Origin of the sequence: Desulfobulbus sp., from assembly GCF_031547805.1 — a bacterium.
Taxonomy (GTDB): Bacteria; Desulfobacterota; Desulfobulbia; order Desulfobulbales; family Desulfobulbaceae; genus Desulfobulbus.
In genome coordinates this window covers 65,892-88,473 of sequence record NZ_JAVBRQ010000004.1, presented here as the reverse complement: position 1 = coordinate 88,473, position 22,582 = coordinate 65,892, and the positions used below count along the sequence as shown (strand labels likewise).

Sequence of the window (22,582 nt, the reverse complement as noted above, 5' to 3'; positions counted from 1 at the left end):
CCCTTGGCTCGCTCTTTTACGCCTGCAGTGAAGAGCAGCAGGATTTGAACCTGGCCGAAGCCATGCAACGGCTGCTCAGCCTCGCCCTGGACAAAGTCAGAATTGCCGGCCTCATCACCGAAGATGCAGTGCTGGCCCTTGTTGATACAGTCATGGACTTTGCCGTTGATATCCTGCAAACGGGGAAAAGGTTAGCCCGCAGTACAAACATAATAACGGCAAGTTAACTCAACTCAGAAACTTGAGCTTTTTATGTTGCAAGGATTGTGAAGTTCGTTTGTCCTCGCGAAAGTCGCTTTCGTCGCGATTGTCCAGGGCATCATCCAGCAGTTTTTTGAACGCCTCGTGCAATTGCTGGGTTTTACTGCTTGTTTCCGCGTGGACAAACAAAACCAATAAATCTCGACTCCACGGAAAAGAAGCTATTTTCGCCGCTTCACAGCTCATCGTCTTCCAGACCATCGATTCTCCGGCAGCACCTGTATATTGAGGAGCAAACAGCAAACCACCGATGGCCAGCAAAAGAATCAATTTGGATAAAAATAATTTTTTCATAGCAATCACAACGATTGGAAAGAAAATTGAAACAATCGTCCATAGGCAGCAGGGCGCGTGCCAGCGATTGGTCTTTGTTTTCAATTTGATAATCTTCCGTTATTTTAAAAAAATTACGGTGACAGGGATAACCGGCGATCGGAAAGAAATGCCCAGCCTTATGGACACGACTGTTTCCTTTGTAACCATGTTGCTTGATCATGACCGCGAGAGCGCCGCCGGGAACTCGAACTGGAAGCTTTGTTGGGGACGCTTGGCCTGCATATCGTTGCTGTGGGTAGCCGTATCGGTTGACAAGCGGGATATTAGCCGGGTTAATGGCACAAGTGGCCAGAAATGAGCCGGAGCTCGTGGTAAACAAAAAACTCCAAGTCCATGCCGATTGATATCAATTTCACACGATTAGCTCGAACAACCATTGATCGTTCTTTGCAACATATTACAGACGAGGTTAATATTATGAGTATCGATATAACTTTTGATTGCTCTGTTGTTGATTTTGACCTTGTCCGTCAGATCCTCAAAAGAGTTGGCATGGGAAATTACACCGAAGATATCCATCGCCGCGCTTTCCTGGGCAGTTATGCCACCGTGTTTGTCTGGGACAAGGGAGCGCTTATCGGGTTTGGTCGCGCCATTTCGGATGGGGTGTATCAAGCCGCGTTTTACGATATTGCCGTGGCGCCTGAATATCAAAGAAAGGGTATCGGCACCGTCATTATCAACAATCTTCTCGACCGGTTGCCTCACTTCAACGTGATCCTGTATGCCTCGCCGGGAAAGGAAAATTTCTACCGTTTTTTGCAATTCCGGCAAATGAAGACCGGCATGGCCTTGTTCAACAATGCTGCCATGATGCAGGAAAAAGGATTTACCGAATAGCATCGGTCCACTCCCACGACACAACAATTGCCGATACCAACACGGCGATGCCAGCGGGCCGGCCTTGTTCCGGCATGATCGATCATTTATTTGGGGAACCGTCAAAGGGCACGGCGATCCGATTGTTGCGACGGCATCCGAACAAACTGGCTGGGGTTTCCTTCTTTGTAAAATTAAACATGCCTAAAAATATATTGACTCCCTGATTTTTACCGTATAGGTTTGGATCGTTTCCTGTTTGGCCTATCTGGCTGGAATCCTGTTGCTCCAGGTACAATTACCGAAAGCAGGCACCGGATAATCGGCGCCATGGCAATGGTGGCCGGAGTCTGGCTGGACCCCTCCAGTGGCAGGGGGATCAGGAAAAAAGTCGCAGAACGGCGCGTGTCCAGCAAGGCGCCTTGCGAAAAAAAAAGTTCGGGCGCACCGGATGTTTCTGGCAAGCGCCACTTTTCAGGGAGGGGAAGGATGGAGACGCAACATTGGCAAAGTCCCGCGCGCAGCGAATACCAATGGATGGCGGAAAAGAAAGAAAACCTGATCTGGGATGAGTATCAAATCCGGCCAGGTATCAAGCTGGCGGTGCAGAATGTGCCGCCTCTTGGCACGCCGCTTTGTTTCGATTACGAGACCTCGAACCCTCCCATCCAATTTTTATACTGCCTTTCCGGCAGCACCCGGATTCGCATCGTCCACAACGACGGCACCAAGGTCTCCGGCCGAATCGCATCGAAACAGTATTCCATTTCCTATGTGCCGGATACCCGTGGCACATGCGTCACCGAGGCCGGTTGCCCCCTGCGGTCGATCGCCTTGCTGATCGCGCCGAACACCTTGCACCAATTGACGCGGCAGACCGAGGCGAGCTCGGCGGAACAGGTCAGGAATCTGGTGGCCGAAATGACCAAGGCGTTCTTTTACCGGGAGTTCACCTTACCGCTTCCCCTGGAGATCACGGTCCGGCAGATTCTGGATTGCCCGATGCTGAATCGGGGCCTGAAAAAGGTTTTCCTGGAATACAAGGCCATGGAGCTTTTTTATAATCAACTCAGCCTGCTCGATTTATCCGGGGAAGAGTGCAAGAAGATCGCCGCCTTCGAGTTGGAGGCGGTCCAGCGGGTGCACGACTTGCTCATGCGGGATCTGGCCTCGCCGCCTTCCTTGCTTTGCCTGGCGAAAAAAGTAGGGCTGACGCACACCAGGTTGAACAAGCTGTTCCGGCTGGTCCACCACGACACGGTCTTTGGCGTCCTGCGGACGCGGCGGCTGGAATGTGCCAAGAAAATGCTGGAAGACACCAGAAAAAGTGTTTCGGAGGTGGCGTACGAATGCGGTTTCGCCACCCCCAGCCACCTTTCCCGGGCGTTCCTCGACCAGTACGGCATCCAGCCGAAGCGGTATCAAACGGAGTTGAACTCGGCCGAAACCGCGGTTTAAACGGGTCAGCGCTCACATCCCCTTCCGATATCGCGCCAACGAAAGACGTTCCCGTTCCTTTTCCGGAGTTGCGGCGGTGGCCTGCAGCAGGGCCAGGGTCTGGACGAAACGGTTTGCCCGCGCCCCGGTCTCCTCCAGTATTGCCTGCCGCCATTTGAGATCCGCCTCCAGCAGATCCGCACGATTGATCGCCCCCAAATCATACTGATGTTGTGCAAGCAGATACCTGGCGCGGGCCTCGTGGGTCGCGTCCGCCGTGGCAACCAGGGTGCGGGCGCCGGTTTCCAGGGCACCCAGGCAATCGGCCACATCGGCATAGGCGCGCAACACCACCTGCTGCCAAGCGGCATGCGCCTCTTCGGCCCCGGCCTCCTTCATGCGCTTGCGGGCTTGCAGGGCTCCGCCTTGAAACAATGGCTGAAACAGGGAGACGCCCACGCTCCACACCCCGGCATGGTCGAGAAAGAGGGCTGGCTTGTCATCGATGGGCCGCGAAACGCTGTAGCCGGCGCTGCCAACCAGGGTGATGCCGGGATACAGGTCGGCAACCGCCACCCCAACCTCGGCCGTGGCTTGATGCACCAGCGCCTCGGCCTCGCGGACATCGGGCCGACCACGCACCACCTCACCGGGCAGGGCAAGGGGAAGGCGGGGGGGCAAGGTGAACTCCTCCAGGGAAAATTCGGGCACATGCGCCTCGGAAGGCGGACTGCCGAGAAGAATAGCCAATTGATGCCGATTGGCCGCCAGGGTTTGTTCAAGCGGGGGCAAGGTGGCCGCCAAGTCGGCCAGGTCGTTCTTGGCCGTGCTCACCGCATACGACGAGGCCCCGCCCGCTTCGTTTTTGGCTTGCGCAATCGCCACCTGCTGCCGGCGGATATCGAGCATGGTCCGGACGGTTGCGATCGACGCCCTGGTTTCGGCGTCCCGGACCGCCGCCACCGCGACGGCGCCGGCCAGGGAAAGCCGGGCCGCCTCCAGGGCGTATTGTTGCCGGTCGACCTGGGCGGCCAGCGCTTCCAGTTGCCGCCGGCCCTGGCCGAGAATATCCAGGGTATACCTGAGGTTCACCCCCGCGGTGTATTGGGTGAAGGGACTGGGGGCATAGGACATGCCGGTGGGCAGCGAGCCGGAAGAGCCCATCTGGGCCATGTTGAGCTGTTGCGGCGTGGCCGAGGCGGTCAAATCCAAGGCGGGAAACCACACCGCTCCCGCCTCGGCCCGCCAGGTTTCCTCGGCCTGACGCAACACGGCCCTGATGCGCGCCAGGTCGGGGCTATGGCTAAAGGCTCGTTCCACCAGGCCGCTCATTTTCTCGTTGCCCAGTTGTTTCCACCACTGTGCATGCGGCGGCCCCGGCACCAACACCTGGGCACTGCCGGCCGTGCCCCGGCCCTCCTCGGCCGGGATGTCGGCCATGGCCTCGGGCTGTCGCTCTTCGGTAAAACGCGAGGCCCCGGTCGGTTCAAGGGGCTTGAAATCCGGCCCCACCGTGCATCCGGCAGGCAGCAGGCACAACAGGACCAGGCAGGTCGTTTTCAGTCCAAGGTCTTTTTGTAGCATTTGACAGCCACCCCAATGGCGACAACGGTGAAAAGGGCAATGGGCCAGATATGCACCCACATCTGCCAGAGATCCGCACCCTTGAGCATGATGCTCCGGATAAGCCGCAAAAAGTGGGTGATGGGCAGCACATTGCCAATATGCTGGGCCCACGGCGGCATGCCGGAAAAAGGAAACATGAAGCCGGAAATGAGCACGCCCGGCAGGAAATAAAAAAAGGTGAGCTGCATGGCCTGCATCTGGTTGCGGGCCAGCGAAGAGAAGGTGATGCCCATGGCCAGGCAGGCGGTGATGAAGAGCAGGGCGGAGACATACACGGCCGCCAGGCTGCCGAGGCAGGGGACGTGAAAGAGAAAGCGGGCCGCCAGCAGGATGAGCGTGACCTGGGTCAGGCCGATGAACACATAGGGTACGATCTTGCCGCTGATCACTTCCAGGGGCCTGACCGGCGCGGCCAGCAGGTTTTCCATGGTGCCGCGCTCGCGTTCGCGGGTCATGGCCAGGCCGGTCATCATCACCATGGTCATGTTGAGCACCGTGCCGATGAGGCCGGGGATGATGTTGTATTGGGAACTCCATTCCGGATTGTACAGGTTGTGCACCCGCACGTCGAAGGCGGGCTGCGAGGCGCGCAGGGAGAGGAGGGGACCCTGGAAATCGCGGGTCGACACGGAACGGACCAGCATCAGCATCGAGGAGACCGCCCGGGAAGAAGCCGCCGGGTCCGTGGCATCGGCTTCCAGCAACAGCGACGGCCGCTCGCCGCGGACCAGACGACGGGAAAAATCGGGCGGAATGGTCAGGACAAACTGGACTCGGCCCTGTTCCAGGGCTTGGCGGCCGGCCTCTTCGCTCGGCAATTCCTCCACAAAGGAAAAATAGCCGCTGTTGTCCATTGCCGACAGAAAGGAACGGGTGAATTCGCTGTGTTCCCCGGCCAGGACGGCGGTATCCATATGTTTGGGATCCATGTTGATCGCGAAACCGAACAGCATGACCTGAACAATGGGCAGGCCGATGGTCATGCCGAAGGTCATCCGATCCCGCCGCAGTTGCAGAAACTCCTTGAGCACGATGCCCCACCAGCGAATCAAGGAAAAGGCGATGCCGGCAGTCGGTTTTACAGGGGTTGAAGCAACCGGCGTCGATTCTCCGGCGGGCTGTTCGCCAGATTGCCCGCCGAGTTGCTCGCAGGGTTGTTCACCACCGGCGGCCGCTGCATCCTTCCGGCCCATGAGATGGATGAACACCTCTTCCAAGCCGGTGGAGATGGGACGCACCTGGAGGGTATCGTGTTCTTGCGCCACTTCGGCCAAAGTGGCGGCCAGGGTTTGCTTGTTTCGTCCGATGACGTGCAGGGTCGCGCCGAAGGCCACGGTCTGCTCCACTCCGGGCCGGCCGGCCAGCATTCGGCTCGCGACGGCCGGTTCGGAGCCGCTGACGGCAAAGGTGGTCAAATTTTCCCGATCGATCATTTCGGCCGCCGTGCCCTGGGCCAGCAGCACACCGTCGGCGATATACGCCAGCTTGTGGCACCGCTCCGCTTCGTCCATGTAATGGGTGCTGACCAGCACGGACATGCCCTTGGCGGCCAGTTGATGGATGTTGTCCCAGAAATCCCGTCGGGCCTTGGGGTCCACCCCGGCGGTGGGTTCGTCCAGCAGCAACAGGCGCGGGTCGTGCAACATGCAGGCGGCCAGGGCCAGACGCTGTTTCCATCCTCCGGACAGATTGCCGGCCAATTGATCGGCCCGACCGTGCAGGTTCAGGTCGGCCAACACCCGTTCCACGGCTGCGCGGCGCTCGGGCACACGGTAAATCCGGGCGGTAAAGGCGAGGTTTTCCCGGATGGTCAGATCTTCCCAAAAGGAAAACCGTTGGGTCATGTAGCCGACATGACTGCGAATGACGATGCTTTGGCTGCGGATGTCCATCCCCAGGCAGGTGCCGGTGCCGGAATCCGGGGTCAACAGGCCGCACAGCATGCGGATAGAGGTGGTTTTGCCGCTGCCGTTGGGACCGAGGAAGCCAAAAATTTCCCCTGGCTCCACGGTGAGCGACAGGTCTTTCACCACGTGCCGGCCGCCAAAGAATTTGTTCAATCCCCGAACCGCGATGGCCGGGGCGGGCAGGGCGCTCATGGCAATTCCACGGTCACGGGCAGGCCCGGATGCAGCGGCGGCCGCGTGGGAACGCGGACGGTTTGTTCCTGTTGGTTCTGCGCCTGGGACGCAGCGAAATCGGGCGGCGCATCCGGGTGGGCCTCCACCGGAAAGATCAGTTTCCGGCGGGTGTCGTTACTGTAGATGACCGGCGGGGTGTATTCCGCCTCCGGCCCCACGAACGAGATGCGGCAGGCGACCGGCTCCTGCCAGCCGTCCACCCGCACCAGAACCCGTTGTCCTAGGATTAATCGGGTAACTGTCTGTTCTGGAACGAAAAAACGGATTTTGACCTTGTCCGGCGGCAGCAGTTTGACCACTGGTGTGCCGGGGGGAACCCATTCCCCGATGCGGAACAAAGTGTCCACCACCAGGCACGGGGCAGGAGACGCAACCGGCACCAGCGGCGATTTTTGCGCCAGGCGCCAGCGGCATTCGGCCAGGGCTGCTTCCGCTTTCCCGACCAGGGCGACTTGGGCCTCGATCTGGTGCTCGCGGGCCGCCAACTCCGCCACCTCCAGTTGCGCGCCCAGTTCCCGCACTCGCTGGGCGTCGGTGGCATGCCGGGTCTGGCTGACTTCCAGGTCCGCCTGGGAAATGGCACCGGAGGTTCTTTGCGCCGTGTCGCGCCGAAGCTGCTTGGCGGAGCGCTCCTCCTCGGCCTTGGCTCCGGCCAACTGGGCACGGACCGCCTCCAACTCCGGAGGGCGTTTGCCCAGGCGCAAATCCGCCAGAACAGCCTTCTGGGCCGCCAGTTCCCGCTCGGCCCGCGCCACCTCTTCCCGCTCCTCCACCGCTTCCAGGTCAAACAAACCTGTGCCCGGCGACACGGCCTGTCCTCGCCGCACCTTCAACGTCTCCAGGCGGCCGCCAAACGGCGAGGCCACGTACACATACTCGCCCTCCACATATCCTTGCGCCCTGTTGGCGGCATCACCACCGCAGCCATTGGCCGACAAGGCACACAGCAGCAGGCACAGCGCCATGGTCAGGCGGATGCGGAGAACGGAGCGGTCGAAACAGGGAAACGGCAGGTTCTTGTTCATACGATGTCGGCATTGGCTTTTTGTTCGTCGTTCGGTAGCGGCTGCGCGCGCCAAAGGCTGCAATCATCCCTTGACGCGCGCAAACCATACAAAGAAGCACGCGATTGCTCTTTCATCTGCGGAATTTTTTCTGTCACCAAAACCACCGGCAACGGAACCGCCTCGCGTTGTTCCGCAATGGCAAGAATTTATTCTCGATATGACGGAAGGTTTTACCGATTCGTTATAGGACTCTTCCAATTGTATTGGAACGTACCAGGCCGCGAAGATGACACGCGATCCATGATCGTTCGATGTCGTGCAAGACCTGACTGGATTGGCCGGCGCTTTGATTCTCTGTAACACAAAGGAAACAATACCATGAAAAAACAGGATGTTATTATTGTAGGATCCGGTGTTGGAGGCGCAACCGTTGCAAAGGAGATGGCACGGAAAGGGTATCGTGTTTCTATTTTTGAGTGGGGAAAGGATAATTCGCCTCAAGGAGGATTCTTTGCTAATCCCTTCAGATGTTTTGGAGGAATCAAGCATAAATCGAATGCTTATTTAACTACAGACGGAACTCCACGGATACAAATTGTAAGGGCAATTACAACTGGAGGATCAACGCTTGTTTATGGAGGTGCTTCTTGGGATCCTCCGTTACAGTTGTTTGAAAAATATGGAGTTAATATAAAAGATGAAATTGATGACATAAAAAAAGAAATAATAATACGACCGCTTCAAGATCATGAAATGGGTGTTTCAGGAAGGATAATCAAAGAAGCTGCAATAAAAACTGGATTAAAATGGAAAAATATTGATAGATTTTTTTTAAATCCTGATAAATTCAAGCAATCTTCTTACCTTTTTGGAGACAAAACAGGGGCACGATGGGATGCTCGAGTATGGATTAACGAGGCGATAAAAAATGGAGCTACATTATATAATGAACATTATTGTGAAAAATTAATAATAAAATCTGGATGCGTGAGCGGAATTTGTGTGACCACGGCAAATGGTCAAAAAAAGGATTTTTTTTCCGATATTGTTGTTCTTGCTGCTGGAGGCATAGGTTCACCGGTTATTTTGAATAATTCTGGAGTTGAATCCGGATCGGGTATATTTGTCGATCCCTATGTGGTGGCAATCGGTTATCTCGATCATAAAATTAACGGTGCTGAAGTTACGAGACAAGGGGGAATATTACTTGAAGATGGAATCGCTCTTGGGGATTCAACCCTGCCTTTACTGGCATATGTTAAATTAACTATAGAGAATAAAAAGTATGAAAAATTATTATGTAGAAATAAATGCATTTCAATTTTAGTTGAAATTGACGACGATATAAGCGGAAGTATCGATAAATATGGAAAAATAAAAAAGACCTTGTCGGATAAAGATCTTGAAAAGCTCGATAAAGGGAAAGATGTTGCGTTAAAAATACTTGAAGCTGCTGGAGCTAAAGACATTTGGTTTTCGAAAATAGCCGGTGTTCATCCAGGTGGGTCTTGCAAAATCGGAAGAGTCGTTGATAGCAATCTTTCAACAGATGTAAAAAATCTTTATATCTGCGATGCAAGCGTATTGCCCGAATCAATGGCAATACCTCCAGCTCTATCAATTATGTGCTTGGGAAAACGACTCGCCGGTTATTTGTCGTCGCAATACAATTGATAGTAATTTGTATTCTGTGAAAATAATGAAAAATAAAAACAAACAACCAAAAAAAGGCCTTTGGACCATCATGGCGCCGGTCTCGGCTGAAACCAAAAAAGCGATGCTGCTCGCGGGGCTTGCCGCCCTGGCCAATGTCTTTGCCTTGGTCCTGCTGGCGGCGGCGGTCTCGGCGTTGATGAACAACCCCGCCAAGATTTTGGGAATCAGTTTTTCCCCGACCACCGGCGTGCTCCTGTTGGGCACGGTGACCGTGTTCGCCTTTGTCTGTCGCAATGCCGCCTTCAGAACCTCCCATCTCGGCGCCTTCCGGCTCGAACAGATCTTGCGGACCCGATTGTCCGCCCATCTGGCCGAGGTGCCCCTGGGGTTTGTGGTGGCTTCCGGTTCCGGCACCCTAAAAAAAGTGCTGCTGGACGATGTCCGCAACCTGCACGCCTTTGTGGCCGACAGCACCCCGTTTATCGGCCGCAGCATGGCGGCGCCGGCGGCCTCGCTGGTCATGCTCATGCTCGTTGACTGGCGGTTGGCCGCGACCAGCGTCGCCTTGCTCTGCTTCGGCGCCCTGTTGATGTATTTCGTCATGCGGGATTCCGTCTCCCACCGCCAGGAGTACGCCCAGAGCCAAGAGCGGATCAACGCGGCGGTGATCGAGTTTGTCCAGGCCATGCCGGTGGTGCGGACCTTTGACGACGGTTCGGGCTCTTTCCGCCGTTTTCAGGAGGCCCTGGCCGGCTATCGTCTGGCGCTCAAGAAATGGATTGCCGCCACCGGCGTATCAGCCCGGCTGGGGATGTTGATTCTTAGCCCCGTGCCCACCCTGGTTGCCGTCGCCGGCGTTGGCACTTTGCTGTTGGCCCGTGGCAGCCTGGACTTCCCTGCGCTGATCGCGGCCCTGCTGCTCAGCACCGGCATGGCCGACGCGTTGATGCCCTTGATGTGGTTGAACAATTTCATCAAGAAATCCCAGGCCAGCGCCTTGCGTATCCAGGAAATCCTGAATGTGCCCGTGTTGCCGAAAACCAGCGTTCCGCAGCAGCCCAAGGATGCGTCGGTCCTGTTCGACCGGGTTTGGTTCAGGTATGAAAACAGGCGGGAAGATGCCTTGAAAGATGTCAGCTTCATCGCCTCGCCGGGCACGGTGACCGCCCTGGTCGGGCCGTCCGGTGCCGGCAAAAGCACGGTGGCCAAGTTGATTCCCCGGTTCTGGGATGTCACTGCCGGCCGGATTCGGGTCGGTGGCACGGATATCCGCGACATGCTTCCCGAGACGCTGATGGCCACGGTTTCCTTTGTTTTCCAGGATACCTTCCTGTTCCAGGACAGCATCGAGGCCAATATCCGCATGGCCAGGCCCGAGGCGTCTTTTGAGCAGGTGGTTGCCGCCGCCGAGGCCGCCAGGATCCACGATTTCATTCTCACGCTTCCGGATGGATACCAAACCCGGGCCGGTGACCGGGGAACCCGGCTTTCAGGCGGCCAACGACAGCGAATCACCATTGCCCGCGCCATTTTGAGGGACGCGCCGGTCGTCATCCTCGATGAAGCCACGGCTTTTGCCGATCCGGAAAACGAGGAGGAGATCATCGAGGCGCTCGCCAACCTGATGCGCAACCGGACCGTGATCGTCATTGCCCATCGCCTGGCCACCATCAAGGACGTGGACCAGATCGTGGTTTTCGACCAAGGCGAGGTGGCGGAGATCGGCACCCACGGTCAACTGGTCGATCAAGAAGGCGTGTACAAACGATTGTGGCGCAATTTCGAGACGGCGCAACAATGGGATCTTAAGCAGGGCGAGGTGCGGGCATGAACAACGATACCGAAAATAACGATACCGGCAAACGGTTGCTCACCCTGCGCGAAGCATACCGGCTGGCCTTGACGATCGCCGACGGGGAGGCCGGTTTGCTCAAACGCAGCCTGCTGTTGTTCGCCCTCTCCTTTTTGGCCCAGGGGTGCGCCTACCTCTGTTTCTATCCCTTGCTGCAGGCGCTTTTCGCCAATCCGCCCGATCCGCGCGCCGCCGGATGGTGGCTGACGGCGATGGCTGTGCTGGGAGGGGTGGACCTTTGCTGCCGCTGGTTGGCCCATAACTTCGATTACACCGGCGCCATCGTCGACGTCACCCACCAACTGCGGGAAAAACTGGGCGACCGGTTGCGGCGCATGCCCCTGGAAGCGTTGTCCGGCCACAGGACCGGGGATCTGAGTGCCACGCTTTCGCTTTGTGTGGACAATGCCGTACTGCACATGGGAGTGGTTGCCTCGTTGATCCTCCAGACCCTGGTCGTGCCGACAGTGGTGATCGTGGGCACCTTGTGGGCCGATTGGCGGCTGTCGCTGGTCCTGGTCCTTCTTTTTCCCTTGGCTGTGCCCATTTACCGTTGGCGGCGGCGGTCGTCGCACGAGGAGAAAAAAGAGGTGGCCCGGGCCTATGCCGATGTCGAGTCGGACAGCATCGAATACATCCAGGGCCTGCCGGTGCTGCGGGCCGTCAACCAGGTTGGGGAAAAATCGGACCGGATGCAGGCCTCGATCGCAACTTTGAGAGTGGCACAGGCCAACGGACTGATCGAGGCGACCATGCCCGCGCTGTTGATGTCCACCCTGGTGGAACTCGGCCTGTTGACGGTCCTGGCGTTGGGGACCTATCGGGTTTTGGGTGGCACCTGTACCGTCCCGGTACTCGCCGCCCTCCTGGTGATGATCAGCCGCTTGTCCGAGCCCCTGGCGATTTTCGTCAATGTTACGACCGTGCTCGATGTTGTCGAATCATCTTTTGCCCGCATCCGGGAACTGCTGGCCACCGAGGATCTGCCCGTGCTCCCCGCAGCCGGGCAGCCCGACCGCTATTCCATCACCTTCGAGCAGGTCGACTTTGCCTATAAGGGACAGGAGAGCAAGGCCCTTGCCCAGGTCAGCTTTTCGTTGCCGCCCAACTCGTTGACCGCGCTGGTCGGCCCTTCGGGATCGGGAAAAACCACCGTTGCCAAACTGATCATGCGCTATGCCGATCCCCAGTCCGGGTTGATCCGCATCGGCAATTGCGACGTCCGAACTCTGCAGCAGGAAACGCTGATGAGCTGCCTTTCGGTCGTTTTCCAGGACGTCTATTTGTTCGACGACACAATTTTCAACAATATCCGCATGGGACGGCCGGAAGCCAGCGACAGCGAGGTCGAGGCGGCTGCCCGGGCGGCGTACTGCCACGATTTCATCCACCAACTGCCCCAAGGCTACCAAACCCGGGTCGGCGATATCGGCGGCAGCCTTTCCGGCGGCGAACGCCAACGGATCAGCATTGCCCGCGCCATTCTGAAGAATGCCCCCATCGTCATTCTCGACGAACCCACGGCCTCGCTCGACACCGAGAGCGAAGTGGAGGTCCAGCGCGCCATCGACACCCTGGTGCGCAATCGGACGGTGATCGTCATCGCTCACCGGTTGTCCACCATCATAAAGGCGGATAGCATCCTGGTCATTGCCGACGGCCGCCTGGTCGAGCAGGGCACCCACGCCCAGTTGCTGGCGCAACGGGGAAGGTACTGCCAGATGTGGGAGGTCCAGCAGCGGGCCAAGCAATGGTCCCTGCACAAGGCGAGACCGTAAGCGTTTCGGTTTCCCGTCGTTTTTCCCCGTCGTTTCTCTTTTGCCATCCTGGTTCGCCCGGCTCCGGTCTTGCTTTGAGTTTGAGGTCTTCCCGGCCCGGACCGGCCACAGAGGCGCCCCGATTCCGCAACAACAAAAAAATATTCGCCAGGTGACGGAAGGTTCCGCCGATTCATCGTACTAATCGCCATCCATGAACCCGAGTCGACAGGATGGCGAACATGCGGACGGCGAAAAAAAAGACGGGCATTGCCCGGTTACTGGAAATAGCGGATGCCAAGCGAAGGCTCCTGGTGCTGGCCTGCTGCTTGGCAATCGTCAGCTCGCTGCTGATGCTGGCCCCCTTTCTCTCGGCCTACCATATCCTCAAGGAACTGCTCCGCAATGCCGCAAATCCGTCTGCCAACGACGTGAACCTGCTGCTTTTCTGGGCCATCGCGGCCTTTGTCGCCCTCCTGGCCGCCCTGGCCCTGTTGTATGCCAGCGCCATCGCCTCCCATTACGCCGCGTTCGACATCCTCTACAACCTCCGCATCCGCCTGGCACGGCATCTGGCCGCTCTGCCCATGGGGTTCCACACCCGCGAATCGACCGGCACCATCAGGAAGACGTTGGAAGTCAATGTCGAAAAGGTCGAGGCGTTCATCGCCCATCAATTACCCGATCTCGCCGGCGCCGTCTCCCTGCCGTTGCTCATGCTGGCAGGCATGTTCGTGCTGGATTGGCGCCTGGCCCTGGCCTGCACCCTGCCCATCGTCGCTGCTTTCGTCATGCAGGGTGTGGTGTTTCAAGGCCAAAAGGCCCGTGAACACACCCGGCAATACCACGACGCCCTGGAAAAGATGAACGCGGCCGGGGTGGAGTACGTGCGCGGCATGCCCGCGGTCAAGGTCTTCGGGATCACGGTCCGCTCCTTTCTGGGATTTCATGCCGCCATCGAAGGTTACCGGGAGCAGGCCGAGCAGATCAGCCGGACCTACAAGCACCCCTATACCCTGTTTTTCGTGATCCTCTCCTCGATCCTGGCTTTTGTCCTGCCAACGGGCCTGTACCTGCTTGGTGGCGAGCCCGATCCTTCTTCCTTTGCCGTGACCCTGCTGCTCTTTCTGGTCATGGCGCCCGGCCTGCCGATGCCCGTGCTCAAGCTCCTGAACATCGGCGGCAATTTGCGGATGATCGCCGAGGGGGTGGAGCGGATCGATGCCCTGTTCGCCACGGGTCCCTTGGCGGAACCGGATCGACCCGCAGTGCCCAAGACGCATGCCGTTGCCTTCGAGGCGGTCCATTTCTCCTATGCCGAGGCCGATAGCGCCACCGATGCCGCCACCGATAATGCCGCGCCGGAGGCCCTGGCCGGGGTGTCGTTCGTGGCCGAGGAAAATACTATTACCGCCCTGGTCGGGCCGTCGGGCAGCGGTAAGTCCACCATCGCCAACCTCATTCCCCGCTTCTGGGACGTGAGTTCGGGCGCAATCCGGATCGGCGGGGTGGATATCCGCGAGATCGGCACCGCCCAACTGATGGACACGGTTTCCTTCGTGTTCCAGGACGTGCACCTGTTCCACGACACCATCGAGGAAAACATCCGCATGGGCCGCGCGGACCTCGATCGGGAGCAGGTGGTGGCGGCGGCCAAGGCGGCCCGCTGCCACGAATTCATTTCGACCCTGCCCGACGGATACGCCACCCGGATCGGTGAGGGAGGCACCTATCTCTCGGGCGGGGAAGGGCAGCGCCTGGCCATTGCCAGGGCCCTGCTCAAGAATGCGCCGATTCTAGTGCTGGACGAGGCTACCGCCTTTGCCGACCCGGAAAACGAAGCCTTGATTCAAGAGGGCATCAACTCGTTGATCAAGGGCAAGACCGTGCTGGTCATCGCCCATCGGCTCGCTTCGATCCGCGAGGCGGACCAGATCTTGGTGATGGATCGGGGCCGCATCGCCGAACGCGGACAACACGAGGAACTGCTCGCCGCCCAGGGGCTGTATCGGCGCATGTGGGAGGCCTACACCGACGCGGAGGCATGGCACCTGCCGGCCGGGGAAAGCGGCGCAATCAAGGAGGCGGCATGAAGCATTTTCTGTACAACATCACGGGCGGCAATCCCAGGGCCCTGCTCGAACCCTGTCTGGTGTCCCTGGCGACCGGTTTCTGCCAGATCGTCCCCAGTTTGCTCATCTTCGCGGTCTTCGACACCATCTACCTCGCCCATGCCCGCGAGCAGGCGATGCACATGGAAAAACTGTGGGGCATCTGCGCCCTGCTGGCGGGGTGGATGTTGGTGGAATACGCGGCCCGGGCCCGGGCTCACGAAAAGACGGCGATGGTGGCCTACCAACTCTCGGCAACCGGCAGGACCGAGCTGGCGGAACATCTGCGCAAGCTGCCGCTCGGCTTTTTCGGCCGTCGCGATCCCGCCGCCCTCACCACCATGCTGCTCAACGATTACAGCAACGTGGAGACCACGGTCTCCTTTTACGTGCCGCAGTTGGTCAGTGCGGTCATCCTGCCGGTGGTCGTCTTTTCGATCATGCTCTTGTTCAGCCCGCAGATGGCCCTGGCCATGTTCCTGCCCCTGCCGCTCTGTTTCGGCATCATGTGGCTGTCATCCGGGCTGCAGAAGAAAATAAGCGGGCGGCATGTCCGTGCCAGGGAGGATTGCGCCGGCCGGCTGCAGGAATATCTGCTCGGCATGCGGGAGATCAAGTCCCACAACCTGAGCGGCGAGCGGTTCGAGGCGCTGCGCGAGGCCTTTGCCCGGCTGAAGCGCGAATCGCTGCGGATGGAAATCATCGTGGTGCCCATCGTGTTGATCGCCATCGCCGCCCTGCGTTCCGGCCTGACCCTGATGCTCTTGATCGGCACCTTTCTCCTGGTCGACGGCGAACTGTCCCTGCCGATATTTTTATTGTTTCTGCTGCTGGGCATGCGGGTGGTGGAACCGCTTTCCGTGGCCCTGGTCCATTACGCCGAGCTGCGGTACACCGCCTTGAGCGCCGACCGCATCATGGCAATCCGCCAGGAACCGCCGCTGCCCGGCACCGGCCAGGCCCCTTGCGGCGGCGACATCCGCTTCGACCGGGTCAGCTTTGCCTACCGCCATACCGATGTGCTGCAAGAGGTCAGCTTTCTGGCGCCGGCCGGCAGGGTGACCGCCCTGGTCGGGCCGTCGGGCAGCGGCAAGTCCACCATCACCCGCCTGATCGCCAGGTTCTGGGATGTGCGGCAGGGGACCATTTCCCTGGCCGGACACGACCTCGCAACCTGCGATCCCGAAAGCATTTTGGCGCGCATTTCCATGGTGTTCCAGGATGTGTACCTTTTTCGGGACAGCATCGGGAACAATATTGCCGTCGGCCGGAAAAACGCCACCCGCCGGGAGGTGGAAGAGGCTGCCAAAAAAGCGTGCTGCCACGACTTCATCACGGCCTTGCCCCAGGGGTACGACACCCAGGTGGGGGAGGGCGGCTGCACCTTGTCCGGCGGCGAAAAGCAGCGCATTTCCATCGCCAGGGCCCTGCTCAAGGATGCCCCGATCATCCTGCTCGACGAGGCCACCGCCTCCCTGGACCCGGAAAACGAAATCTATGTGCAACGGGCCATCAATGCCCTGGTCGCCAACAAGACCGTGCTGATCATCGCCCACCGGCTGCGGACCATCCGCAGGGCCGATTGGATCGTGGTGCTGGACCACGGCCGGGTGATCGAGCAGGGCACCCACGAACAACTGTTGGCCGAAAACGGCCTGTATCAACACCTTTGGGCATTGCAGAGCCGGACCGCCGGCTGGAGCATGCGGCCTGCCTGAAGAAGACGAACGACTTGCGTGCATGAAAGGCAAAAAAATATTCCCGGAATGACAGAACCGGAGCGAGGAATACGGTACACTGTTAGCCATTCTTAAAAAACTTAATAACCATATAGTTTGACTCGAGGGGGGAGCAATGAGGATTTGCCGGAGCTTGTGCATGACCGCCGTCTTTGTCCCGCAGCTGCTGGCCGTTGGCCACGGCGCGGAGGAGGAGAAGAAAAACGACTTGTATTACCTGGAGCCGATTGTGGTCACCGCGGAAAAAACCGCGCAGGATGTCCAGCGCATTCCCGGCAGCGTCAGTGCCTACACCAAAAGCGCGATCGAGGAACGGCATGTCGAAAAACTGTACGATCTGACCGATTACGTTCCCAACGTGTTCGTCAAGAAAAACAGCACGGAAAACATCATCTCCATTCGCGGCATCTCGCCGCAGCAGGGTTCGCTTTTTTCGGCCACTGGCCTGTACGTCGACGGCGTCAATTATCCCATCCACCAGATGCAGAACCTGGATCTTTTGGATGTCGAGCGGGTCGAGGTCCTGAAGGGGCCGCAGGGCACCCTCTACGGCCGCAACTCCGAGGCCGGGGTCATCAACGTGATCACCAGCCAGCCCACCAACGAATTCGGCGGCAAGGTGTTCGGCGAGATCGGCATGTGGGACGCGCGAGGCGGCGTGCCCATGTACCGGGAAGGCGCCACGGTCAACGTACCCCTGGTGCAGGACACTTTGGCCATGAAAGTGGCGATCCAGAACTACACCACCGACGGTTGGATGGAAAATACCACTCCCAACAGCCTGGAAGACGCCACCCGCGCCCAGCATTTCAACGGCCGGGTCACCACCAGGTGGACCCCGACCGACGCCTGGGACGTGTCTCTGATTCTCCAGGGGCAGCATGAGGCGGACGGAATCGGCGTCTACCGGTTCACGGACGGGCCGTTTGCCACCGATCACAATGAAATCGCCTGGAACGGACCCAACAAGAATTCCGTCGATGCCAATGCCCAGATCTTGAAAGCCGAATACCGCGGCGCCGAGGTCGACATCACCTCGGTGACCGGGCGTCACAGCTACAGCCAGGACTACAAGTACGACATGGATATGACCCCGGTGGATCTTTATCCCCAGTACCCGGTGTTCAACGCCGACTACGACGTGGATATCTGGAGCGAGGAGTTGCGCATCGCTTCCAAGCCGGGCAAGGGCCGGCGTTTCGACTGGCTGGCCGGCATTTACGTGTACAGCGAGGACATCCAAACCGGCAACTACAGCATCACCGACCATGTCACCGACCAAGACGATCTGGGCGGGGCGCTGTTTGCCCAGGGCACCCTGCACATGTGGGAAAAATGGCATTTCAACCTGGGCGGCCGGGTCGAATATTCGCGCCTGGAAGGCAAGAAGGATGTGAATTCGGGCATGATGGGAATGGGGACGATGCACCTGGAAGACACGGTCGAAGACACGGTGTTTTTGCCGAGCGCCAGCATTTCCTACGACCTGGCGCCGCAGGTGATGACCTATGGCAAGGTCAGTCGGGGGTTTCTGTCCGGCGGTTTCGACAACTACTTCGCCATGAGCCAGGACTTGTTCTCCTACGAGCCCGAATACAGCTGGAACTATGAAGTGGGCATCAAAAGCAAGATGCTGGACAACCGACTGATGATGAATCTGGCCGCTTTTTACATCGATGTCGATGACAAGCAGGTGGTGGAGTACGTGTCGCCGTTCGAACGGTATGTGGTGAATGCCGCCAAGGTCGAATCCTACGGCGTCGAGTTCGATGTGCAGTACAAACCCATGCCCGGCCTGACCCTGACCGGCTCGCTCGGCTATCTGGAAAGCGAGATCAAGGATTGGACCACCGAAGGTTACAACGCGCGCGACTACAGCGGCAACAAGACGCCGGGGGCGCCCGAGTTTTCCTATGCCGCCGGAATCATGTACCGCTGGGAATCCGGCTGGTACATCGGCGCCGATGTGGTGGGGGTGAGTTCCAACTATTCCAGCGCGGAAAACGACCTCAAGGTCGACGGCCGCGCCCTGGTCAACGCCAGGATGGGCTACGAGGGGGAGAAATTCGACATCATGCTCTGGGGCCGCAATATCTTTAACGAAGAATACGAGGAACGCAGCATGAGATGGCTGGGCGGAACGCTCATCCAGGAAGGCGAACCGGGTTCCTTCGGCCTGCTGGTGGCCTACAAGTTCTGATCGCCTTTGTGCTCGCGAGGTATCTAGATTATGGAGTCCATGCTGAATGCCGTCGTGCAGGCGACCTTTGTTTCCAAGTGCGTCCTGGCCTTTTTGCTCTTCATGTCCGTGATGAGCTGGGCCTATATGGGCGGCAAATGGATTGCCCTGCTGTTTGCCCGGAAGCGCACCGATCAAGGATTGGCCGCCTTTGACAGCGCCCAATCGCTGCCCGCCGCCTTGAACGGTTTGGAGAAGAATGCGGCCTCGCCCCTTTTCGGCATCACCCGGCGGGCGGTGCGGGAATTCAACCGCATCAACATCACCGGCGACGCGGAAAAGCTGCTCAACGACAATGTGCGCCGGGCGCTGCATTTCGGCATTGCCGAGGAAATGGCCCGCCTGAAATCCTCCCTGGCCCTGCTGGCAACCACCGCCAACACCGCGCCGTTTATCGGCTTGTTCGGCACGGTCTGGGGAATCATGCATTCTTTCCAGGCCATTGCCCAGATGAAAAGCGTTTCCCTGGCCACCGTGGCGCCGGGCATTGCCGAGGCGCTCATCGCCACGGCCGTGGGGTTGTTCGTCGCCATCCCCGCCACCTGCGGCTACAATATCTTCCGTGCCAAGTTGACCGATATCGAGGGCATTTGCATCAACTATGCCGGCCAGTTGCTCAACCGGATGCAACATGAGGTCGCCCGGCACGAGACCGGGCTTTCCTTCGCGGGAGAGCGACAGCCGTGACCAATTCTTCCGGACAGGACGATTTTGTGGCGGAAATCAACGTCACGCCTTTTGTCGATGTCATGCTGGTGCTGCTCATCATTTTCATGGTGACCGCGCCGATGATGACCGAGGGGCTGGATGTGCAGCTGCCCAAGGTGGAACACAGCGAGACCCTGGCCACGGAAAACGATCACATGATCCTGACCGTCAAAGAAAACGGCGCGCTTTTTCTGGATACCCATGAAGTAGCCCCTGCGGATTTGGTTTCGGTGCTGACGATCAATGTCCGCAATCCCGGCCGGCAGCTTTTCGTGCGCGCCGACAGCAAGGTCGACTATGGGGTGGTGATGGAGGTGATGGGCACCATTCGCGGCGCCGGCATCACCAACGTAGGGCTGGTCACCATTGCCCCGTCCCAGCGAGCGGGAGGAGGCGGCGCGGAAACGGATGCCGGCAAAAGCGGCGACGCCGAGACGGACACCCGGTCGGTGTACCGCGACGCGGGCCTTAAACCAAAAGGGTAGAGGGCTGGTTTTGCGGCGATTGTTGTTTTTGCTTTTCTCGCTTTGTGTGCATGGTGCTGCGGCGGGAGCGCTTTTCATCTTTTCCGGGCAGGAGTCACGGGTCGACGAGCCGGTGTACCGTGTGCAGCTGGCTGAACTGGCTTTGCCGGAAGCTCCAGCCCCCACGGTCGAACCGCCTCCACCCCCACCGGAACCGCAGCGGCCCGCACCAAGAACACCGGTCGAACCGCCGCCGCCCAAAAAGACGGTGGAGCAGCCGAAGAGCAAGAAGATCAGCGTGCATAAAAAAGACGATGCACCAGTTGCACCAGTACCCGAACCGCCGCTCGCCCCGGTCGTTCCGGAGGCGCCCGTGACCCCGGCGCCCGAGCAACATGGGCCGCAGCCGCAACGGTTTGGCGGGGTCGCGGCCTACAAGGCCGATCATGTGGACCAGCGGCCCTCGATCGCCCGCCGGGTGTCGCCGGAATATCCGCTCAAGGCCCGACGGATGGAGGTCGAGGGTGAGGTCATGGTGCAATTGGTTGTGGACAAGGCCGGACAGCCGCAGGTGTGCTCGGTGCTTGCCGCCGCCCCGGCCGGATACTTCGAGGACGCCGCCTTGGAGGCTGCGGCCAAGATGCGGTTTATCCCCGGCAAGATCCAGGGACAACCGGTCAACACCATGATCGTGTTGCCCTTCACCTTTCGTTTACGGTGAAGGGCTACTAACACGATAAATAGGGGCAAATTTTTTTGTCTATTAATTTTAGGTTAAACTAATTAATTATGCTTATCCGAACTAACGAGTGGTATCAACAGGCAGCCCGGAGCTATCAGGAAAAAGGGTATTGGCAACCTTGGCCTTTAGGGCAACAGCTACGCAGGTGGGCGCAAGCGCACGGCGAGCGGATCGCCTTGGTCGACGGTGAGGACCGTCTTTCCTATCTCGATCTTGACCGCCGCGTGGACGCAATGGCTGTCGGCCTGCATCGTCTGGGATTGCGTTGCGGCGACCGCGTCCTCCTGCAATTGCCCAACAGCACGGCATTCGTTGTCACCGCCTTTGCCTTGTTCCGCCTCGGCGTCGTCCCGGTCATGATGATGATGGCCAACCGCGAAAGAGATATCGACGCCTTTTGCGACCTGGCCAGGCCGACGGCCTACATCACCACCGCCGCCTTTCTGGGGCATGATCATCGTGTCCTGGCGGAAAAAGCGCAGGAACGGCACAACTGCCTGCGCTATGTCCTGATCGACGGCGCCTGGACCGACGACCACGGCGTCACCTGCCACATCGAGATCCCGAACGAAACCTATGCCGACGACGGCCAGCCCAACGCCACGGCCACGGCCGTGCTGCTGCTTTCAGGCGGCACCACCGGAACTTCGAAACTCATTCCGCGCACCCATGCGGACTATGCCTACAATGCCCGCGAGTCTGCCAAGTTGTGCGGATTTACCGCCGACACCGTCTATCTGGCAGCGCTGCCGGTCGCCCATAACTTCCCCCTGGCTTGTCCCGGCATTATCGGGACCTTTTCGGTCGGCGGCAAGGTGGTGCTGACCCGCTCCCCGGCCTTCGAGGAAGCTTTTCCCCTGATCGAACGAGAACGGGTGACCCATACCGCCCTGGTGCCGCCCCTGGTCAATCTTTGGCTCAATGCCTGCGAATGGGAACGCTCCGATTTGTCTTCCCTGGTTCTGCTCCAGGTGGGCGGCGCGGCCCTGGACCCTCAACTGGCCGCCCGGGTCGGGCCGACGCTGGGTTGCCGGCTGCAGCAGGTGTTCGGCATGGCCGAAGGGCTGCTGTGCTACACCCGGCTGGACGATCCCGAGTCAATCGTCCTCCACACTCAAGGAAGACCGCTTTCTCCCGACGACGAGATCCGCATCGTCGATGCGGACGGCAAGGAGGTTGCCTACGGCGAAGCCGGCGAACTGCAGGTGCGCGGCCCCTATACCATCCGGGGATACTATTGCGCCGAGGCACAGAACAAAAGTTCTTTTACCGAGGACGGTTTTTACCGCTCCGGCGATTGGGTGCGGATCACGGCTGAGGGCAATTTCATTGTCGAGGGACGGATCAAGGACATCGTCAACCGCGCCGGGGAAAAGATCGCCGCCCCGGAAATCGAGGCCATGCTGAAAGCGCATCCCGACATTCAGGATGCCGCGCTGGTCCCGCTGCCGGATGAACATCTGGGCGAACGCAGTTGCGCGTTCGTGATGGCCAAGGGCGCCACCCTGGATCTGCCGGCAATCCGGACCTTTATGCTGGCCAAGGGGGCGGCTCGCCACAAGATCCCGGATCAACTCGAGTTGATCGATTTCTGGCCCTTGACCGGAGCGGGAAAAATCGACAAGCGCAAGCTGGTCGCCATGGCCGCTGGCTGACCCGGAAAACGATCCCATCCACGCACAACGAT

Annotated in this window: 16 protein-coding genes and 2 pseudogenes; 13 read left to right on the top strand and 5 right to left on the bottom strand. The window is 59.0% G+C overall.

The genetic code is table 11. The features are described 5' to 3' along the window. Positions 1 to 227: pseudogene (locus RMR13_RS01595) on the top strand (IS4 family transposase); the annotation flags it as partial. Position 228: 1 nt separating this feature from the next. Here the strand turns inward: RMR13_RS01595 and RMR13_RS01590 are convergent. Continuing rightward, on the bottom strand, positions 229 to 639 hold the full coding sequence (locus RMR13_RS01590; protein ID WP_310598894.1) for a hypothetical protein: 411 nt from the start codon (positions 637 to 639) through the stop codon (positions 229 to 231). Positions 640 to 1,014: 375 nt separating this feature from the next. Between RMR13_RS01590 and RMR13_RS01585 the strand changes: the two genes are divergently transcribed. Then, positions 1,015 to 1,437, top strand: coding sequence for a GNAT family N-acetyltransferase (locus tag RMR13_RS01585; protein ID WP_310598893.1), 423 nt, complete (start codon positions 1,015 to 1,017; stop codon positions 1,435 to 1,437). Positions 1,438 to 1,905: 468 nt separating this feature from the next. Next, positions 1,906 to 2,874: an AraC family transcriptional regulator gene (locus RMR13_RS01580; protein WP_310598892.1), complete on the top strand. Its 969-nt coding sequence runs from the start codon at positions 1,906 to 1,908 to the stop codon at positions 2,872 to 2,874. Between the two features lie 12 nt (positions 2,875 to 2,886). Here RMR13_RS01580 and RMR13_RS01575 read toward each other — a convergent pair whose 3' ends face one another. From RMR13_RS01575 to RMR13_RS01565, 4 genes and pseudogenes are all read right to left on the bottom strand, one after another. Continuing rightward, positions 2,887 to 4,437: an efflux transporter outer membrane subunit gene (locus RMR13_RS01575; RefSeq protein ID WP_310598891.1), complete on the bottom strand. Its 1,551-nt coding sequence runs from the start codon at positions 4,435 to 4,437 to the stop codon at positions 2,887 to 2,889. Further along, complete coding sequence (locus RMR13_RS15340) at positions 4,413 to 5,543, bottom strand: ABC transporter permease (RefSeq protein ID WP_409070240.1); 1,131 nt, start codon at positions 5,541 to 5,543, stop codon at positions 4,413 to 4,415. Before RMR13_RS15340 ends, RMR13_RS01575 begins: the two co-directional genes overlap by 25 nt. Positions 5,544 to 6,140: 597 nt before the next feature. Further along, positions 6,141 to 6,578 (bottom strand): annotated as a pseudogene (locus RMR13_RS15335) (ABC transporter ATP-binding protein); the annotation flags it as partial. Continuing rightward, on the bottom strand, positions 6,575 to 7,645 hold the full coding sequence (locus RMR13_RS01565; RefSeq protein ID WP_310598889.1) for an HlyD family efflux transporter periplasmic adaptor subunit: 1,071 nt from the start codon (positions 7,643 to 7,645) through the stop codon (positions 6,575 to 6,577). The pseudogene RMR13_RS15335 and the gene RMR13_RS01565, both read right to left, overlap by 4 nt. A gap of 360 nt (positions 7,646 to 8,005) precedes the next feature. On the opposite strand from RMR13_RS01565, the gene RMR13_RS01560 reads away from it, so the two are divergent. The 10 genes from RMR13_RS01560 to RMR13_RS01515 all read left to right on the top strand — a co-directional run bounded on the left by RMR13_RS01560 (position 8,006) and on the right by RMR13_RS01515 (position 22,550). Further along, positions 8,006 to 9,301 (top strand): GMC family oxidoreductase N-terminal domain-containing protein, encoded by a 1,296-nt coding sequence (locus tag RMR13_RS01560; protein ID WP_310598888.1) that lies wholly within the window; start codon positions 8,006 to 8,008, stop codon positions 9,299 to 9,301. A 70-nt stretch (positions 9,302 to 9,371) separates the two neighbouring features. Beyond that, a complete protein-coding gene (locus RMR13_RS01555; RefSeq protein WP_310598887.1) occupies positions 9,372 to 11,114 on the top strand; it encodes an ABC transporter ATP-binding protein in 1,743 nt (580 codons plus the stop codon). Beyond that, entirely contained in the window at positions 11,111 to 12,913 is a 1,803-nt protein-coding gene (locus tag RMR13_RS01550) for an ABC transporter ATP-binding protein (RefSeq protein ID WP_310598886.1), read from the top strand. The genes RMR13_RS01555 and RMR13_RS01550 overlap by 4 nt, the downstream gene beginning before the upstream one ends. Before the next feature lie 221 nt (positions 12,914 to 13,134). Further along, complete coding sequence (locus RMR13_RS01545; protein WP_310598885.1) at positions 13,135 to 14,985, top strand: ABC transporter ATP-binding protein; 1,851 nt, start codon at positions 13,135 to 13,137, stop codon at positions 14,983 to 14,985. Further along, complete coding sequence (locus RMR13_RS01540) at positions 14,982 to 16,721, top strand: ABC transporter ATP-binding protein (RefSeq protein ID WP_310598884.1); 1,740 nt, start codon at positions 14,982 to 14,984, stop codon at positions 16,719 to 16,721. The genes RMR13_RS01545 and RMR13_RS01540 overlap by 4 nt, the downstream gene beginning before the upstream one ends. Positions 16,722 to 16,881: 160 nt before the next feature. After that, on the top strand, positions 16,882 to 18,942 hold the full coding sequence (locus RMR13_RS01535; RefSeq protein WP_310598883.1) for a TonB-dependent receptor: 2,061 nt from the start codon (positions 16,882 to 16,884) through the stop codon (positions 18,940 to 18,942). Between the two features lie 30 nt (positions 18,943 to 18,972). After that, complete coding sequence (locus tag RMR13_RS01530) at positions 18,973 to 19,668, top strand: MotA/TolQ/ExbB proton channel family protein (protein WP_409070239.1); 696 nt, start codon at positions 18,973 to 18,975, stop codon at positions 19,666 to 19,668. Further along, the gene (locus RMR13_RS01525) at positions 19,665 to 20,174 is read left to right on the top strand and encodes an ExbD/TolR family protein (protein WP_310598881.1); all 510 of its coding nucleotides are present in this window, start codon (positions 19,665 to 19,667) and stop codon (positions 20,172 to 20,174) included. The genes RMR13_RS01530 and RMR13_RS01525 overlap by 4 nt, the downstream gene beginning before the upstream one ends. Before the next feature lie 121 nt (positions 20,175 to 20,295). Further along, the gene (locus tag RMR13_RS01520) at positions 20,296 to 20,874 is read left to right on the top strand and encodes a TonB family protein (RefSeq protein WP_310598880.1); all 579 of its coding nucleotides are present in this window, start codon (positions 20,296 to 20,298) and stop codon (positions 20,872 to 20,874) included. A gap of 68 nt (positions 20,875 to 20,942) precedes the next feature. After that, entirely contained in the window at positions 20,943 to 22,550 is a 1,608-nt protein-coding gene (locus RMR13_RS01515; protein WP_310598879.1) for an AMP-binding protein, read from the top strand. The last annotated feature ends 32 nt before the right edge of the window (positions 22,551 to 22,582 follow it).

Bases quoted from the DNA above. Each gene is read 5' to 3' on its own strand.
- RMR13_RS01580 (WP_310598892.1), top strand. From the start codon at position 1,906: ATGGAGACGCAACATTGGCAAAGTCCCGCGCGCAGCGAATACCAATGG.
- RMR13_RS01515 (WP_310598879.1), top strand. From the start codon at position 20,943: ATGCTTATCCGAACTAACGAGTGGTATCAACAGGCAGCCCGGAGCTAT.
- RMR13_RS01530 (WP_409070239.1), top strand. From the start codon at position 18,973: ATGGAGTCCATGCTGAATGCCGTCGTGCAGGCGACCTTTGTTTCCAAG.
- RMR13_RS01550 (WP_310598886.1), top strand. From the start codon at position 11,111: ATGAACAACGATACCGAAAATAACGATACCGGCAAACGGTTGCTCACC.
- RMR13_RS01540 (WP_310598884.1), top strand. From the start codon at position 14,982: ATGAAGCATTTTCTGTACAACATCACGGGCGGCAATCCCAGGGCCCTG.
- RMR13_RS01565 (WP_310598889.1), bottom strand. From the start codon at position 7,645: ATGAACAAGAACCTGCCGTTTCCCTGTTTCGACCGCTCCGTTCTCCGC.
- RMR13_RS01535 (WP_310598883.1), top strand. From the start codon at position 16,882: ATGACCGCCGTCTTTGTCCCGCAGCTGCTGGCCGTTGGCCACGGCGCG.
- RMR13_RS01560 (WP_310598888.1), top strand. From the start codon at position 8,006: ATGAAAAAACAGGATGTTATTATTGTAGGATCCGGTGTTGGAGGCGCA.
- RMR13_RS01555 (WP_310598887.1), top strand. From the start codon at position 9,372: ATGGCGCCGGTCTCGGCTGAAACCAAAAAAGCGATGCTGCTCGCGGGG.
- RMR13_RS01585 (WP_310598893.1), top strand. From the start codon at position 1,015: ATGAGTATCGATATAACTTTTGATTGCTCTGTTGTTGATTTTGACCTT.
- RMR13_RS01545 (WP_310598885.1), top strand. From the start codon at position 13,135: ATGCGGACGGCGAAAAAAAAGACGGGCATTGCCCGGTTACTGGAAATA.
- RMR13_RS01575 (WP_310598891.1), bottom strand. From the start codon at position 4,437: ATGCTACAAAAAGACCTTGGACTGAAAACGACCTGCCTGGTCCTGTTG.